Source organism: Mycobacterium sp. ITM-2016-00317 (assembly GCF_002968295.1).
GTDB lineage: Bacteria > Actinomycetota > Actinomycetes > Mycobacteriales > Mycobacteriaceae > Mycobacterium.
This window is the reverse complement of the sequence record NZ_CP134399.1, coordinates 5,143,643-5,160,545: the sequence shown is the minus strand read 5'-3', so window position 1 is coordinate 5,160,545 and position 16,903 is coordinate 5,143,643. Positions and strand designations below refer to the sequence as shown.

Here is a 16,903-nt window from a genome sequence, read left to right as displayed (position 1 = left end):
CGCGAAGCCCGTCGCCGGTGGCGGTTGAAGCGCTCACGGGGCGGCTCCTGATACGAGAAGGCGAAACGCCGAAAAGGACAACCTGCCCCCGATGCCGATGCGGGGCAAAGCAAGTGGGTCGCTATCACTCTGCGCGATACCATTGGTGGTGGCCAGCGCCCAGCGCACGCCCCGACGGGTCAACACGCCCTTCGAACGTTCGTCGAAGTCCTGTGACCGGCCGTTGGGGTAGGCAAAAACCGTTGGGGCACTGGCAGTGTTGTGCTCGACGGCATCACACGAATCGATGATCTCCCGCTCGACCTTCGCATCGGGGCATTGCGAGAGAATCGGATGCGTCACGGTGTGGGGATAGAGCGCCACTTTGCTGTGCGCTTTCAGCGCCCGGGCCTCGTCCCACGACAGGAGCCGGAAGGGGCCAGTATCGCCCTCAACCGGCGCACCGAGTTCCGCGAGCACTGTCTCCAGCAACGTAAGCCGTTCACTGTCCGGATAGCTCTTCAGTTTGTCGACCGCGAGGGCGTATGCCTCGCCGCGCCCGGCCGTAGTCTTCAGCGAGCGAATCCCGAGGTCGAGCACTCGAAGGTTCACGATAGGCTCATCCGTCCGCGCGAACGCGAGCCAGAGTCGGTCTGGCCAAAGCAACTCGTCGGTACCCATGGGTCCGGTCGCGAGAAACACAGCGGAGGAGAATCCGAACTCTCGGAGAACCGGAGCGGCGTGGGTCAACAGGTTCCGGGTGCCGTCATCGAAGGTCAGCGTCACGGCGCGCTGCGGGAGCGTGCCGGCGTACAGACGTTCGACTGCCTCGTCGAGCGGAAGCACGGTGAAGTATCGCTTCAGGTAGCGCATCTGACGCCGGAAAGTGGCGACGTCAAGTACATGCCAGCATGGTGGTGAAACGGGCTCCGGTTCGATGCCGTGGAACATCAGGATCGCGAGTCCGCCCCTGCGCGTACGCCGCAACACCGCAGGCACTCCGACAACACACGCCAGTCCGGCAGCAACACGCTTGACGGCGTCCCGAACATTTACCCCACCGTAAGCGCGGCGGACGGGTGCATTACACCCACCGCAACCTCCCGGAGGGAGTGCCGCCAGTCGCTTGATCGGCGCCGAGAACATCAGCCAACGATAACTATTCTCGCAAACTGGCGTATGGCCAATCCGACCCTCATCCGCGGATCCGGTGCCGAAGTGAACTAACCTTGGCTCGATGAGCTCCCGGGAGCCAGAACTTGATGACGAGGACACCGGCCCGCTGCATGTCGATAGTTTGCGCAAACCGTCGGTCGGCGCGCGGGACGGGCACCACGAGTCGCCGTTGACGGTGAATCCGCGACCGGTGCACCGCGACCGCAGACCGGCAGTGCTGGCGGCCGCCGCGACGGCCGCGGTAGTGGTCCTCGGGGTGCTCGCGTGGGCGTTCTGGCCGTCGTCCTCGGGGGAGGCGGACACCGGCGGCACACCGATGGCCGCCGCCGAGGCGGAGAATCGGGAACAGGCGGAAGCCCGGCTGCTCGACATGTTGCCCGCCGGTTACCCGCCGGACGGCTGTGAGGCGGTCGTACCGGCCAAAGGCGCACTCGCGCAGGTCAGTTGCGGCAGGAACGACGACACGGGCGGTCCGCTGTCGGCCATCTACACCCTGGCGCGCGATGATGACGCCCTCAAGGAGTTGTTCGACGGGGTGATCAGGACGTCAGCGGTGGTGAACTGCCCGGGCAACATCCAGTCCCCGGGCCCGTGGCGCAGGAACGCCACACCCGAGCGGTCCGCGGGCACCCTGGTGTGCGGCTTCCAGCAGAGCAAGCCGACAGTGGCATGGACGACCGACGCCGATCTGATGGTCAGCGAGGTCCAATCCGGCCCGCAGGGCCCGAATATGGTCCAGCTCTACACCTGGTGGACCTCGCACTCGTGAGATGAACCGTGCCGCCTGCGTAAGCCCAGGCGGCACGGTGTCGTGAACTCGTCGGTGTCAGGCCGGCGGCGCCGGGACCGGCACGGTGGTCGTGGGGTTGGCCGGCACGGCCGCCGGCAGCGCTTCCTCGATCGGTGTCCCCGCGCTGCCGTGCGGCACAGGCGCGACAGCGGCCGGGACCGCCGCGGGTTCGGGTTCGGCCGGGACCGCGCCTGCAGGTAGTGGTGTGCCCGAGCTGCCCTCGGGCAGCGGGGTACCCGAGCTTCCTTCCGGCAGCGGCGTGCCCGAACCTCCGGCAGGCACTGCACCGGGCGCGGGTTCGGCCGGAACGGTGGTTTCTGCGGCAGGGTCGGCGGCCGGCGTCGGAGTGGTTTCGGCTGCACCGGACGTAGACGGCGACGTCCCGCTGCCGTATGACGACGCTCCGTCAGCGCCGGCAGATCCGGTCGCCGGGGCCGGCGTCTCCAGCCACAGCACGACGTTCGGCCCACCGTCGCTGTAGAAGACGCTGTCGGGCGCCTCGCCCGTGACATCGAAGTAGATCTTGCCGGTGGTCTTCTCGCCCTGGGCCAGCGTCGACGGGTTGACACCCTGCTCGGTGGCCACGCCGAACAGCACGCGATAGGTGTCGCCGTTCTCGGCGCGCGCGTTGAGGTTCGGCACGATGGGAGTGACGTTGCCTGCGATCGCCTCATCGGTGGCGGTGGCTTCCCACAGGGTGCCGACGGGCTGGTACGGGATGACGTCGGTGCTGGGCTTGAGATCGGTGACGGTCCAGTGCTGGACGACGTCACCGTTGACGAGCTCGCCGGGCTGACCGAGGTATTTGACCTCAGCTTCGGCCGAGGCCACGGCAGCCCCCGCGACTGCTGCTGCGGTGGCAGCGGCGGCGGCCACGGCGGCCAGAGCAGGCTTGAATTTCACGCGATTTCCTCCTGTGTTCGTTGATCGAGCAGCGAGGTGGTTCCCCGTTGGCAAAGTAGCAGCTCACAGGACCGGTCCGGGGGCGTGCCGAGCCGGCTAACCCCCGGTGGCGCGCCTGATCGAACTCGGGCTCATCTTTGCCTCGGTACGCACCTCGGTCTGTGGCCGCGGCGGAGCCGCAGACAGGGACGCCGACATGGCGGACCGGTGGAGTCGGCGGGGTTTGCCGAGCCCCTGCGCTGCACTGCGGACGCCGGGGGCGAGATTCTGCTCGGCCAGATCGCGAATGGCGCCCGATGCCGCCGGGACGGACGCGCGCGGGTCCGGGGGATTCGCCACAACCGTGCCTCCGGTGTCACGAGATTGGCTGCACGGCACCGAGGAGCAGCGCATTCGGGCGGTGCTGGCGCGCTGGGATTGGAGTTAGCTGGTTTGCGATGATTGCGATTTACCAGCAAAGTAACTTTCGCGTCAGTCCGAGCCGGGACGATCGCGCGGCGAGTTCCCGGGGAGGTGTGCCACGACCACACTCTCAACGCTGGGCAAACGTGAATTATCCGTCCCAGCCTCGGGGTCTCTCAGTGACCGGAACGCGATGCGCAGGTTAACCTTCTCCGGGCTCCAGCAAAACTCTGTTTTACAACACATGCTCTGGTACAACTGTCTGGTCGTTGCCAAAGCGGGGCTTGGTGGCGGGATCCGACGTAACTACACAGGGGGTAACCCATGGCTAAGCACGCCAAGAAGAGCAACCGCTCGGTGGCAGTCCGCACATACCTGACCGCCGGCATCACGGCCGGGGTCACCGGCGCCGCCCTGGCGGGTGCCGGCACGCTGCTGCTGGCGGACGGCGACGCGCCGATCCCGGTCCAGATCGAGGTGCAGCTCGTCGCCAACGAGGAGGAGATCCCCTGGCTGTCGCTCAACGGCGGCAGCGACCGGCGCGACCGCGAACAGCAGGCCGCCGCAGCACTGGCGAGCGCCAACCCGGCATGGCGTCCGATGATCGGTGACGGCGGCTGGCTGATCGGCAACGGTCTCGACGCGGCCGACGACTGCCAGGGCGCGGCGTGCAACGGCGGCAACGGCGGCATCCTCTGGGGCAACGGCGGCGACGGCGCACACGGTGGCACCGGCGGTAACGGCGGCTTCTGGTTCGGCAACGGCGGTAACGGTGGTGACGGCGACGCCGTCTTCGACACGAACGGCACTCTCGTGCGCGCAGCGTCTGCGGGCGGCGCCGGCGGCAAGGGCGGCTGGTTCCGCGGCGACGGCGGCAACGGTGGCAAGGGCGGCGACGCGGTGTACGTCGGCGGCGAGAAGAAGTCCGGGGCGTTCGCCGGCGGCCGTGGCGGGGACAGCGGATACCTGTCCGGCAACGGCGGCAGCGGCGGTAACGGCGGCTCGGACACCAACAACCTCAACGTGCCGAGCGATCCGGCCACCCCCGGTGACGAGTCGACTCGCAACAACGCGGTCGGCGGCGCCGGTGGAGCCGGTGGGGTTGGCGGTGTACTCAACGGCCACGGCGGGCACGGCGGCGACGGCGGCGACGCGAGTTCGGCCAACGGCAACGCCACCGGCGGCAGCGGTGGTCGTGGCGGTCAGGCGTATGAGAACGCCGGCGGCACCGGCGGTGACGGCGGCGACGGCGGCAACGCCGAGGCCGATGCGTCGAACAAGACCGCCAAGGGCGGTAACGGCGGTGCAGGCGGTTACACCGGTACCGGCCAGGCCGGCTCCGGCGGCAACGGTGGTAGCGCCACCGGGGACGCAGCCAATGCGGTCGGCGGAAACGGCGGCTCCGGCGGCAACGTCCGATTGGGTGCCGGCGGTACCGGTGGCGACGGCGGCGAGGCCGTCAGCGAGGGCGGCAACGCCACCGGCGGCAACGGCGGTAACGGCGGCTCGGTCGACCTGACCGGGGACGGCGGCGGGGACGGCGGCCGCGGCGGCGATGCCGACGGCAACGAGAAGGCGACCGGTGGCAACGGCGGCACCGGCGGTGGCGGCGGCTTCGGTGGTGACGCCGGCACCGGCGGTGACGGCGGTGATGCCGTGGCCAAGACGCAGACCGGCGCCAAGGGCGGCGCCGGTGGCGAAGGCGGCCCCGGCGGACGCGACGGCAACGACGGGTCACCCAGCGGAACCGACGACTGACGGTCGCAACCTCACGCGCAATTCTGCGGGCGTCGACTCCCTCTCGGAGTCGGCGCCCGCAATATTTCTTTGCCCGGATTCACGGACCGGTGTCTCCAAGGCCCGGCCTTGGCGCTCAACCGTCATTGCCGCATCCAGCAAATCCGACTGCTGTTTTGGCCAGCCCGGACTCCGGCCCGGTCCGGCTTCAGTGCGGGTGCATCGTCATGGGCTGGCCGCAATGCGAGTAAGCCTCACCATTCAGCATCGCTCGCAAAATGTTGCGCCGGCAAAAGATGCTGACGACATGGCATTTTGCCTATGAAAATATGCCCGCGGCAATAGCAAATTTCTACAGGCCATCGCCGGAGCCTTCGCGTGGCCGAGTCGCACGTGGTGCCGGAGTCATTTGCTATCCGTATGGCCAGCGCATCGAAAAACATGGACCGAAAGATCTATTGACTGCCGTTTCAGCAAAGACTTACAGTCCGGGTGCTCTCAGTTTTTCGGGGGGATGCGCGTTCGGGTGAAGGTGCATGAGGTCGCGACAAGCAAACAAATCAAGGGGGAATTATGGCCGAGCACGCCACGCCACGCGCGCGCACATTTCCGGTCAGGTCATTCATCACGGCCGGTGTCGCCGGCGCAGCGCTGGCCGCTGCCGGGGCGCTGGCGCTCACGGCCGATATCGCGGCACCGGCCGCCGCGGTCGACGTGAAGTTGGTGTCCACCGAAGAGGAACTGGTCCTCGAGGACACCCTTTTTCTGACGCTCAATGCCGGAAGCGGCCGCCGCGAGGCCGCGCCCGAAGGCGCCGCGCAGATCGGAACGAGCGCGCTGCGGCCGATGTTCGGTCCTGGCGGCTGGCTCATCGGAAACGGCCTCGATGCCCAGGAAGGCTGCCAAGGGGCCGCCTGCAATGGAGGTAACGGAGGCCTGCTCTGGGGCAATGGAGGTAAGGGCCTGCACGGCGGCAATGGCGGCAACGCGGGCTTCTGGTTCGGCAACGGCGGCAACGGCGGCGATGGCTACGCGGTAGTCGTCGGGGGCACGACCTACGCCGCAAGCGCCGGCGGTGCCGGCGGCCGAGGCGGCACCTGGTTCGGCAACGGAGGCAACGGCGGTAACGGCGGCGAGGTCGAGTACACGGCCGGCGGCATCCTCGCCTCGGGTCCGTTCAATGGCGGAGACGGCGGCCAGGGCGGGTTCATGTTCGGGTCCGGCGGCAACGGCGGCAACGGTGGGACCACGAAGAACTTCAGCGACGTCGGCGCCGAAACCAACGATGCGACCGGCGGTGCCGCGGGCGCCGGTGGTGCCGGTGGTGCGATCGCCGGTAACGGCGGCGCCGGAGGCGTGGGCGGCGAAGCCTACTCCACGAACGGCACGGCCACTGGCGGCAGTGGCGGTGTGGGAGGCGCGGTCAGCTCCAACTTCGGCGGGCAGGCCGGAGCGGGCGGTCAGGGCGGCAGTGCCTTCGGTCACGCAGCCGGTTCGGAGGCGATCGGTGGAGTCGGAGGGGCCGGCGGCTACGCCGGTACCGGCACCGCGGGCGCCGGCGGGACCGGAGGTGAGGGCTACAACGACGACGGCACCGCCACGGGTGGCGCAGGCGGCGTCGGTGGCGACGCCCGGGCCGGGGACGCAGGCAACGGTGGCGCGGGCGGTTACGCCGAGTCGGAGAACGGTGTGGCGACCGGCGGTGTCGGCGGCAGCGGCGGTCGTGCCACTCTGAGCGGCGACGGTGGTGACGGCGGTACCGGCGGCAACGCCAACGGCGACGACGAGGCGATCGGCGGCGACGGCGGCGACGGCGGCGACGACGGGCCATTCGGCGGCAGGGGCGGCAACGGAGGTGACGGCGGCGACGCCCAGGCCACCGATGCGTCCGACGCCAACGGCGGTACCGGCGGGTCCGGCACTTCGGGCGGAAACGACGGCGCCGACGGAAGTGAGGCTGCGCGAGCAGACGCCGCTGACGACTGAGCCAGCCCGATAGCGCTGTGATGCGGGCGCCGACTCCCACGGGGGCGGCGCCCGCGTTGCTGTCGTCCGCTCCGCGTGTTGAAAACTATTGCCGAGGAGTGCCTTTCATGAGCCGCTATGATCGCCCAATGCCCGAGTCCGGAAACACGTCCAGTCGTACGAATCAGCTCGTCATCGCGGCCCTGGTGGTCGCAGTCGCGGCGCTGGTGATTGCGGTCTGGGCACTGCTGAGTGCGCCGTCAAGCCAGACCTCGTCGGCGACCGCAGATCAGTCCACCGACCCGAAGACACGGGTGTGCGGTGCGTTCGACCTGGTGCGCGGTGCGGTGTCGCTGCAGACCAACGCCAACCTCGGGGACGACCCGGTCGCGGTGCAGGCAGTGGCCGCCAACGCGCGACTGGCCACCCTCGGTGGGGGTCAGTTCCTGCTGTCGCGGCTGGACGGTGACGTGCCGTCCGATCTCGCGGACGCGGTACGCACCTTCGCCAACAGCCTGGAGTACATCGGGATGAGCCAGCTCGCAGGCGCGCCGGGGGACGACCCCGGTCAGGTGAGCCGGATGAACGACGCGCAGACGGCCTCCACGAAGATCACCGAGCTCTGCGAGTAATAGGCGCCGAGCTTTGCGAGTAATAGGCCCGGAGCTCAGGCCGGGGTGAACTCCACCCCGGCCAGCGCTACCGCGTTGTCGCGTTCGGGTGCGGTGACGGTCGCGATGTACGCGCCGTCTTCCTTCCAGACGTTGACCCGCAGGGTCTCTCCGGGGAACACCACGCCCGCCATCCGCGCGCCGTAGGACTTCAGCCCGGCGACGTCGCCGTCGAGCAGGTTGTCCACCAGGGCCTTGCAGGTCATCCCGTAGGTGCACAGGCCGTGCAGGATCGGACGCGGAAATCCTGCTGCCGCAGCGAAGTCGGGGTCGGAGTGCAGCGGGTTGCGGTCGCCGCACATCCGGTAGAGCAGGGCCTGTTGGGGTGACGTCGGGACCGTGAGTTCGAGGTCGGGCGCACGGTCGGGCGCGGCCGAAGACCCCGACGGACCGCGGTCGCCGCCGAACCCGCCTTCACCGCGGGCGAAGATCGAGCGCTTCTGGGTCCACAGCAGCGTGCCGCTCGGATCCTTGACTGTCGTCTCCGACCAGATGACCGCGGCCTTGCCCTTGTCCCAGATCTCGGTGAACCGGGTCACGGCGATGCCGGTGCCCGACGGCGGGATGGGCCCGGGCACGGTGACGGCCTCGCTGGCGTGCAGCACCTTGCTCAGCTCGATGTCGATGCCGGGGAACTTCACCGCGGGCGGTTCGGTCATGTGGAAGCTCTGCGCGACGTTGCCGAAGGTGGGCAGCACCTGCGGGGTGTCGTCGACGAGGTAACGCAGCTCGGTCTTGTCCATCGGGTCGCCGCCCGCACCCAGGCCCAGGTGGTAGAGCTGCACATCGCTACTGGTCCAGGAGAATTCGACCGGATCGAGCTCGGCGCCGATGGCTTCGTCGAGATTGATGGGCACGCTTATTCCTTCCCTGCGGCGATGTCCAGCGCCGCCAGATAGCCGAACGTCATCGCGGGTCCGATGGTGCCGCCGGGGCCGGGGTAGGTGTGGCCCATCACCGGTGCGCTGACATTGCCCGCGGCGTAGAGGCCGTCGATGACCGAGCCGTCGTCGCGCAGCGCGCGGCCGCGCACGTCGGTGACGATGCCGCCCTTGGTGCCCAGGTCGCCGGGCACCAGCTTGGCCGCGTAGAACGGGCCCTGGCCGATTTCGCCCAGGTTCGGGTTCGGCTTGTTGGTCGGATCGCCGTAGTAGCGGTCGTAGGCGCTCTCGCCGCGCTTGAAGTCCTGGTCCACGCCGGCCCGGGCGAAGCCGTTGAAGCGCTCCACGGTGGCCTTGAACGCGTCGGCAGGCAGGCCCGTCTTGGCGGCCAGCTCTTCGAGGGTGTCAGCCTTGACGATCACGCCCGATTCCAGCCACTTCTTCGGAATCCGTTGTCCTGGTTGCAGTCCCGCAAAGATGTAGCGGTCGCGGTAGCGCTGGTCGAACACCAGCCAGGCCGGGATGTTCTCACCGGGACCGGGGCCCTGACCGTATTGGCCGCCGTACATGTGATGGCACGCCTCGACATAGGGCATCGACTCGTTCATGAACCGCTTGCCCGCCATGTTCACGATGATCGAGCCGGGGGAGTTGCGCTCGGACAGCGCGAACCACGGCGAGTCCACGAGCGGCACGGTGGGCCCCCACCAGGCATCCTCCATGACGTCGAGCGCCGCGCCCAGCTTCTCTGCGGCGAGGATCCCGTCGCCGGTGTTGGCGCTGGCGCCGACGGTCCACTCCGTGGTGATCGGCGCGCGCTGGTACTTCACCCGCATCTGCTCGTTGTGTTCGAATCCGCCGCTGCCCAGGATGACTCCGCGTCGTGCCCGGATCAGTTGCGGCTCGGCGCTTTCCGGTGCGCCGGTATCGCGGACGTAGATGCCGCGGACCACTCCGTCCTCGACGTGCAGATCGGTCATCGCGGTGTTCAGCCGCACCGGGACCCCGGCCTCACGCAGGCCGATCCGCAGCGGCGCGATCAGCGCGCGGCCCATGCCGACCAGGTTCTTGCCGGTGGTGTTGGCCCACACGGACCGGACACCGACCTTGAGGCTGCGCAACAGGCCGCGGGGATGGCGCTTGAGCTGGTTGAGCCGGACGTAATCCTGTTGCATCACCACCATGTTCATCGGCACCTTGCCGTACGGCGGTTCCAGGCCGGGCAGATCCTCGCCGAGCTTCTTGGCGTTGAACGGCTTCGGCTCCACCGAACGCCCGGTGGCCTTGCCTCCCGGGGTCTCGGGATAGTAATCGGAGTAGTTGGGCACCCAGCACAGCTTCAGCGGCGAGTGCTTGAGCACGAACGACAGCATCTCGGGACCGCGATCCAGATAGGTGTCGATCTTCTCCCCGGGCACCACGTCGCCGATGATCGCGTGCAGGTAGGTGCGCGCCGCGTCCGCGGTGTCCTTGACGCCGTCGCGCTTGAGGATCTCGTTGTTCGGGATCCACACGCCACCACCTGACCGCGCAGTGGAACCTCCATAGTGCGGGGCCTTCTCAACGACTATCGTCGAGAGGCCCTGGTGGGCGGCGGTGAGGGCGGCGACCATGCCCGCGGCGCCGCTCCCGACCACGACGACGTCGTACTCCTGCTCCGTCATGTAGAACACGTTATAGAATTGCCCGGCCGACTAACAACTGTGCCGGTCGACGAAACGAGGGGACTTCACCAATGTTGTCCGATGAGGTGCGCGAAAAGCTCGCCGCAGACCTGGCCGGCGCGGAGCGCAGCCGAGTGCCGATCTCCCCGCTCACCGATGGTCATCCCGACATCGACGTGGTGGACGCCTACGAGATCCAGCTGATCAACATCCGCCGGCAGATCGCGGGAGGCGCCCGGGTGATCGGGCACAAGGTGGGGCTGTCGTCCGAGGCCATGCAGAAGATGATGAACGTCGACGAGCCCGACTACGGGCATCTGCTCGACGAGATGCAGGTCTTCGAGGACGTCCCGGTGAAGTCGGCGAACTATCTGTATCCGCGCGTCGAGGTCGAGGTGGGTTTCATCCTGTCCGACGACCTGCCGGGCGCCGGGTGCACCGAGGACGACGTGCTGGCCGCGACGGCGGCGTTCGCGCCCGCGATCGAGCTCATCGACACCCGGATCACCAACTGGCAGATCAAACTGTGCGACACGATCGCCGACAACGCGAGTTCGGCGGGCTGGGTGCTCGGTGAGGCGCGGGTCTCGCCCAAGGACGTGGATATCAAAGCCATCGACGCGGTGCTGACCAACAACGGTGACGTCGTCGCGGAGGGGCGCAGCGACGCGGTGTTGGGCAATCCGGTCACTGCAGTCGCGTGGCTGGCCCGGAAGGTCGAAAGTTTCGGTGTCCGGCTCAAGGCCGGCGACATCGTGCTGCCCGGGTCGTGCACACGTGCGATAGATGCACCGCCGGGAAGTCATTTTGTTGCCGACTTCAGCGGGTTAGGTTCAGTACGACTGGATTTCGAGTAGGAGTCGGATGATGGCAGACAAAGCGTCTGTAGCGATCGTGGGTTCGGGCAACATCAGCACCGACCTGCTCTACAAGCTGTTGCGATCAGAGTGGCTGGAGCCGCGCTGGATGATCGGCATCGACCCGGAGAGCGAGGGTCTGGCCCGGGCGCGCAAGCTCGGTCTGGAGACCTCGCACGAGGGTGTGGACTGGTTGCTCGCGCGCGACGAGAAACCTGACATGGTGTTCGAGGCGACCAGCGCCTACGTGCACCGTGACGCCGCGCCGCGCTATGCCGAGGCCGGTATCCGGGCGATCGACCTGACCCCCGCCGCGGTGGGGCCCGGGGTCATCCCGCCGGCGAATCTGCGCGATCACCTGGACGCGCCGAACGTGAACATGGTGACCTGCGGCGGTCAGGCGACGATCCCGATCGTGTACGCGGTGAGCCGCGTGGTCGGTGTGCCGTACGCCGAGATCGTGGCGTCGGTGTCCTCGGCGTCGGCCGGGCCCGGAACCCGCGCCAACATCGACGAGTTCACCAAGACCACCAGCGCCGGGGTGCAGAACATCGGTGGTGCGCAGCGCGGCAAGGCGATCATCATCCTGAACCCGGCCGACCCGCCGATGATCATGCGCGACACCATCTTCTGCGCGATCCCCGAGGATGCCGACCACGCCGCGATCACGCAGTCGATCAAGGACGTCGTCGCCGAGGTGCAGACCTACGTGCCCGGCTACCGACTGCTCAACGAACCGCAGTTCGACGAGCCGACGGTCTACAACGGCGGCAACCATCTCGTCACGACCTTCATCGAAGTCGAGGGTGCGGGCGACTACCTGCCGCCCTACGCTGGAAACCTGGACATCATGACCGCCGCGGCCACCAAGGTGGGCGAGGAGATCGCCAGGGATCGCCAGACCGCAACCGCAGGAGGGGCGCGATGACCGAGGGCATCTACTTCAACCCGATGTGGGACGTCCGGATGACGGACACCTCGCTGCGCGACGGTTCGCACCACAAGCGCCACCAGTTCACCAAGGACGAGGTCGGCGCGATCGTCGCGGCACTGGACGCCGCGGGTGTGCCGGTCATCGAGGTCACCCACGGTGACGGACTCGGCGGATCCAGCTTCAACTACGGGTTCTCCAAGACCCCGGAGCAGGAGCTGATCAAGCTGGCCGCCGAGACGGCCAAGGAGTCCAAGATCGCCTTCCTGATGCTGCCCGGGGTGGGCACCAAGGAGGACATCAGGGAGGCCCAGAACAACGGCGGGTCGATCTGCCGGATCGCCACCCACTGCACCGAGGCCGACGTGTCCATCCAGCACTTCGGGCTCGCGCGCGAACTCGGCCTGGAGACCGTGGGCTTCCTGATGATGAGCCACACCATCTCTCCGGAGAAGCTGGCCGCACAGGCCCGCATCATGGCCGACGCCGGTTGCCAGTGCGTCTACGTCGTCGACTCCGCGGGCGCGCTGGTGCTCGAAGGGGTGCGCGACCGGGTCGCCGCGCTGGTCGCCGAACTCGGCGACGACGCGCAGGTGGGTTTCCACGGTCACGAGAATCTCGGGCTTGGTGTCGCGAACTCGATCGAGGCGGTCCGCGCCGGCGCCAAGCAGATCGACGGGTCGTGCCGACGGTTCGGCGCGGGCGCCGGTAACGCACCGGTCGAGGCGCTGATCGGCGTGTTCGACAAGATCGGTGTGAAGACCGGCATCGACTTCTTCGACATCGCCGACGCCGCCGAAGAGGTCGTCGCCCCGGCGATGCCCGCCGAGTGCCTGCTGGACCGCAACGCGCTGATCATGGGCTACTCGGGGGTGTACTCGAGTTTCCTCAAGCACGCCATCCGTCAGTCCGAGCGCTACGGGGTGCCCGCCCACCAGCTGTTGCACCGGGCCGGACAGCGCAAGCTCATCGGTGGCCAGGAAGACCAGCTGATCGACATCGCATTGGAGATCAAGCGGGAGCAGGAGTCCGGGCAGGCGGCTACGCGCTGACCAAGTAGCCGCGGTTCGGAAGGATCTCCTGCTCGCGGAAGTCGTCCTGACCTGCGGCTACTCGGTTCGCTGTCGCATGCGTTCGCCGGCGCGGGGTTTGACCTCGCGGGTCAGGGGCTAGGCATTGGGGGTGCGACCAACGTCGCAACGTTGCCTATTCGCCTAGGAGTGATTTTTATGAACGCGTCCGCAACGACCGTGCGCCGCGGCATGTTCGGCATGTTTGCCGGTGGCCTGCTGGTCTTCGGGTCGGCGGCGATCATCGCCCCGGTGGCCAATGCTCAGCCCGGTCCGGCACCTGCACCGGGTCCGGCACCGGCGGACTGCTCGGCCAGCAGCGTGGCGGGAACCGTCAGCACCGCCACCGCGTCCGAGGGTGCCTTTCTGACCGCGAACCCGCAGACCAACGAGGCGCTCTCCACCATCTCGGCTCAGCCCGCAGCTGAGGCGCAGACTGCCTACCAGGCGTTCTTCGCCCAGAATCCGCAGGTCGAGGAGCAGCTCAAGAATATCCACCAGCCGGTGAGCGCCCTGCAGACGCAGTGCGGCATCGAGGTGGCGCCCACTCCGGTGGCGCGTGCGGTGTGGAGCAGCGAGAACGTCGGCGCCGAGGTCCCGCAGGTCGTGGAGCCGTCGATGGTCCCGCCGATGCCGGCCGATCCGCAGGCTCCGGGGGCCGTCGAGGTTCCGGCTGCACCGGCCAGCTGACCCTTCGCTCTTCACGAACCATCACTTGCCGTGCCCGCGCGCTGAGCGCAGGCACGGCAAGTGCCGTTCGGTGCTGTCGGGGCCGCCGGGCAGGATGGGGTGATGGCGACGCGAACCGAGGCCCAGGCGCTTCTTGAACAACTCGCCGGGCCCGAGGCCCGGTTGCGCGACGACCAGTGGACGGCCATCGAGGCACTGGTGGTGCAACGCCGTCGGGCGCTGGTCGTTCAACGCACCGGCTGGGGGAAGTCCGCGGTGTACTTCATCGCCGCGAAACTCCTGCGCGCGGCCTGCCGGGGGCCGACCGTGATCGTGTCCCCGCTGTTGGCGCTGATGCGCAACCAGGTCGCCGCGGCCGGCCGGGCCGGCGTGCGCGCGGCGACCATCAACTCCGGCAACGTCACCGAATGGGACGCCGTCCACCAACAGGTCAACGCCGGTGAACTCGACGTGCTGCTGGTCAGCCCGGAACGCTTGAACAACCCCGACTTCCGCGACGCGGTCCTGCCCGCGCTGGCCGCCGACGCCGGTCTGGTGGTGGTCGACGAAGCACACTGCGTTTCGGACTGGGGCCATGACTTCCGTCCCGACTATCGGCGTATCCGCACGCTCATCGCCGAACTGGGCGCCGACGTCCCGGTGCTCGCGACCACCGCGACCGCCAACGACCGGGTGGTCGCAGACGTGGCCGCGCAGTTGGGTGTCGGCGGAACCGACACCCTGGTGTTGCGCGGCGGGCTGGACCGCGAGTCGCTGAGGCTGTCCGTGGTGCACGCCGGTGGGCCCACTCAGCGCGCGGCCTGGCTTGCCGCACACATGGAGTCGCTACCGGGGTCGGGGATCGTCTACACCCTGACCGTCTCGCAGGCCAACGACATCGCGGCGCTGCTGCGCGAGCAGGGACATACCGTCGCGGCCTACACGGGAGGCACCGAGGCCGCCGAACGGGAGCAGCTCGAAGCCGATCTGCTGGCCAACCGGGTCAAGGCGCTGATCGCCACGTCGGCGCTGGGCATGGGTTTCGACAAGCCGGACCTCGGTTTCGTCGTCCACCTGGGGGCGCCGTCGTCGCCGATCGCCTACTACCAGCAGGTCGGCCGCGCCGGCCGCGCCACGTCCAGCGCCGAGGTGATCCTGCTGCCGGGACGGGAGGACGCCGACGTGTGGCGGTACTTCGCATCGGTGGCGTTCCCGTCAGAACCGCTGGTGCGCAAGGTGATCGATGCGTTGGAGCCTGGCCGCGCACAGTCCACGGCGGCGCTCGAGCCGCTGGTGGACCTCAACCGGTCACGGTTGGAGATGGTGCTCAAGGTGCTCGATGTCGACGGTGCGGTGCGCCGGGTCAAGGGTGGCTGGATCAGCACCGGTCAGCCGTGGGTGTACGACGAGGACCGCTACCGCCGACTGGACGAGGCGCGCAAACGCGAACAGCAGGCGATGCTCGACTATCAGAGCACCGACGGATGCCGAATGTCGTTCCTGCGCAGTCAACTCGACGACCCCGAACTCGGTCCCGAGCCGTGCGGCCGGTGCGACAACTGTGCCGGGCCGCGGTACCGCGCCGACGTCGACGAGGGCGCGGCGGAGGCCACCCGGGAGCGGCTGATGCGACCGGGAGTCGAGATCGCCCCGCGCAAGCAGTGGCCGACGGGTCTGGCCAAGCTCGGCCTGGAGATGTCGGGCCGCATCAGTGACGGACCGTCCGCGGGCCGCGCGATCGGGCGGCTGACCGACCTCGGATGGGGTGCGCGTCTGCGGAAGCTGTTGGCAGAACCGGACGCCGAGGTGTCCGAGGATGTGGTGGGCGCGGCCATCGCGGTGCTGAAGGCGTGGGAGTGGCAGCAGCGACCCACGGCGGTGCTTGCGCTGGATTCGGCGACTCGCCCGAAGCTGATCTTCTCTCTGGCGGCGCGCTTGGCCGAGGTGGGACGGCTGGAGAACCTCGGCCTCCTGGAGTACTCGCCGTCGCATCGCCCGGTCGCGGCCGCGAACTCGGCGTACCGGGTGGCAGCGTTGCACGGAGCCTGGGTCCCGCCGGCCGGGGTGTCCGGAGCCCGGGTGCTCCTGGTCGACGACCTGACCGACACGGGGTGGACGCTGACGATGGCCGCCAGGGCGGTGCGCGCCGCGGGAGCGGCCGAGGTGCTGCCGTTCGCGCTGGCCGCTGTCAGCTGAGCGAGGCGGGTGGCCAGCCGGGGTGGTCAACCGTCATGCGGGCCGACGACTCCGCCGAGTTGGCCGGTGACCGCGTCCGCGGCCGCCACCACCGCCCGGGCCCGCTCGGTGATCTCGTTGTCGGTCAGCGGTTTTCCGACGTGCAGGGACGCCACCATCACCTGCCTGCGGTGGTGGTCGTACACCGGCGCCGAGATCACGCTGATGTCGGAACGGGCACCGCGGCGTCGTCCTTCGGAGCGGCTCTCGTCACGCAGATACACCCGCTCGCCGATGTCGGAGACCAACTCGCCCAGTAGCGCGCGCAGTTCGTCGGGCAGCTCGGTCGGCATGCCTGCCATCAGGGAGTACAGCCGCCGCCCGCCCGGGGTCTGCCGCTCGACGAGATAGCCGTCGGCGCGGCACGCGGCCACCACGCGCTGGAGCCGGTCGGTGTCGGTGCGCAACGGAATCGTGGACGGCCTGCTGAGCCAGTCACGCTCGGCTTCGTCGTCCCACAGCACGAACATCAGGCCGACCGGTGGTGCGAACGGGTAGCTCTGGCCCACCTCCACGCCGGGCCGCTCCCGGCAGGGGCAACCAGGTCCAACAACGTGATGCGGTCGTCGACCACCGCCGAGAGCGCCGCCGTCGCACCGAACCGCGACGACAGCACACGCAACTGCTCCCGGGCCGTGGGACTGACCCGCATGGACTCCTGGGCCCGGTGGCCGAGGGTGATCAGCGACGGCCCCAGCCGATAGGTCTTGTCGGCCGGATCGCGGACGAGGTAGCCGGCCTCGCTGAGGGTGGTGACGATGCCCAGGCACGTCGGCTTGGTCAGGCCGACCCGGCGGGCGAGTTCGGACACCCCGTACCGGTCCTGCGGATGGCGGGCGAGGAAGTCGAGGACGCGCACCACGCGGTCGGTCGGTGGCGACGCCCGTCCAGGGGCCGACGGCGGCATGGCGGCCACCGTACCGCAAGGTCCATATTTGGAACAGATCGGTCGATATATTGACTAGAGGTAGAA

13 protein-coding genes and 1 pseudogene are annotated in these 16,903 nt (G+C 68.7%); 9 read left to right on the top strand and 5 right to left on the bottom strand.

Annotated features, from left to right (window positions below; all coding sequences use genetic code 11):
• Positions 1-33 precede the first annotated feature (33 nt).
• Positions 34-978 (bottom strand): polysaccharide deacetylase family protein, encoded by a 945-nt coding sequence (locus tag C6A87_RS24715; protein WP_311114655.1) that lies wholly within the window; start codon positions 976-978, stop codon positions 34-36.
• 238 nt (positions 979-1,216) lie between these two features.
• On the opposite strand from C6A87_RS24715, the gene C6A87_RS24710 reads away from it, so the two are divergent.
• Complete coding sequence (locus C6A87_RS24710; RefSeq protein WP_311114654.1) at positions 1,217-1,924, top strand: hypothetical protein; 708 nt, start codon at positions 1,217-1,219, stop codon at positions 1,922-1,924.
• Positions 1,925-1,981: 57 nt separating this feature from the next.
• Here C6A87_RS24710 and C6A87_RS24705 read toward each other — a convergent pair whose 3' ends face one another.
• Complete coding sequence (locus C6A87_RS24705; protein WP_311114653.1) at positions 1,982-2,848, bottom strand: DUF1942 domain-containing protein; 867 nt, start codon at positions 2,846-2,848, stop codon at positions 1,982-1,984.
• 726 nt (positions 2,849-3,574) lie between these two features.
• On the opposite strand from C6A87_RS24705, the gene C6A87_RS24700 reads away from it, so the two are divergent.
• From C6A87_RS24700 to C6A87_RS24690, 3 genes are all read left to right on the top strand, one after another.
• Positions 3,575-5,008 (top strand): hypothetical protein, encoded by a 1,434-nt coding sequence (locus C6A87_RS24700; protein WP_311114652.1) that lies wholly within the window; start codon positions 3,575-3,577, stop codon positions 5,006-5,008.
• 552 nt (positions 5,009-5,560) lie between these two features.
• Positions 5,561-6,973: a hypothetical protein gene (locus C6A87_RS24695; RefSeq protein ID WP_311114651.1), complete on the top strand. Its 1,413-nt coding sequence runs from the start codon at positions 5,561-5,563 to the stop codon at positions 6,971-6,973.
• Positions 6,974-7,101: 128 nt separating this feature from the next.
• Complete coding sequence (locus C6A87_RS24690; protein WP_311114650.1) at positions 7,102-7,584, top strand: hypothetical protein; 483 nt, start codon at positions 7,102-7,104, stop codon at positions 7,582-7,584.
• A 35-nt stretch (positions 7,585-7,619) separates the two neighbouring features.
• On the opposite strand, the gene C6A87_RS24685 is transcribed toward C6A87_RS24690, so the two are convergent.
• Positions 7,620-8,480, bottom strand: coding sequence for a MaoC family dehydratase (locus C6A87_RS24685; RefSeq protein WP_311114649.1), 861 nt, complete (start codon positions 8,478-8,480; stop codon positions 7,620-7,622).
• A 2-nt stretch (positions 8,481-8,482) separates the two neighbouring features.
• Positions 8,483-10,168, bottom strand: a complete 1,686-nt coding sequence (kstD, locus tag C6A87_RS24680) for a 3-oxosteroid 1-dehydrogenase (RefSeq protein WP_311114648.1) — start codon at positions 10,166-10,168, stop codon at positions 8,483-8,485.
• Between the two features lie 71 nt (positions 10,169-10,239).
• Between kstD and C6A87_RS24675 the strand changes: the two genes are divergently transcribed.
• The 5 genes from C6A87_RS24675 to C6A87_RS24655 all read left to right on the top strand — a co-directional run bounded on the left by C6A87_RS24675 (position 10,240) and on the right by C6A87_RS24655 (position 15,891).
• Entirely contained in the window at positions 10,240-11,025 is a 786-nt protein-coding gene (locus C6A87_RS24675) for a 2-keto-4-pentenoate hydratase (protein ID WP_311114647.1), read from the top strand.
• Between the two features lie 10 nt (positions 11,026-11,035).
• On the top strand, positions 11,036-11,953 hold the full coding sequence (locus C6A87_RS24670) for an acetaldehyde dehydrogenase (acetylating) (RefSeq protein ID WP_311114646.1): 918 nt from the start codon (positions 11,036-11,038) through the stop codon (positions 11,951-11,953).
• Entirely contained in the window at positions 11,950-13,008 is a 1,059-nt protein-coding gene (gene dmpG / locus C6A87_RS24665) for a 4-hydroxy-2-oxovalerate aldolase (RefSeq protein WP_311114645.1), read from the top strand. Before C6A87_RS24670 ends, dmpG begins: the two co-directional genes overlap by 4 nt.
• 177 nt (positions 13,009-13,185) lie before the next feature.
• Positions 13,186-13,716 carry a heme-binding protein gene (locus C6A87_RS24660; RefSeq protein WP_311114644.1) on the top strand — a complete coding sequence of 177 codons (531 nt, stop codon included), beginning with the start codon at positions 13,186-13,188 and terminating at the stop codon, positions 13,714-13,716.
• Between the two features lie 102 nt (positions 13,717-13,818).
• Complete coding sequence (locus tag C6A87_RS24655) at positions 13,819-15,891, top strand: RecQ family ATP-dependent DNA helicase (RefSeq protein WP_311114643.1); 2,073 nt, start codon at positions 13,819-13,821, stop codon at positions 15,889-15,891.
• Positions 15,892-15,917: 26 nt separating this feature from the next.
• Here the strand turns inward: C6A87_RS24655 and C6A87_RS24650 are convergent.
• A pseudogene (locus C6A87_RS24650) lies at positions 15,918-16,837 on the bottom strand (helix-turn-helix domain-containing protein).
• Positions 16,838-16,903: the final 66 nt, after the last annotated feature.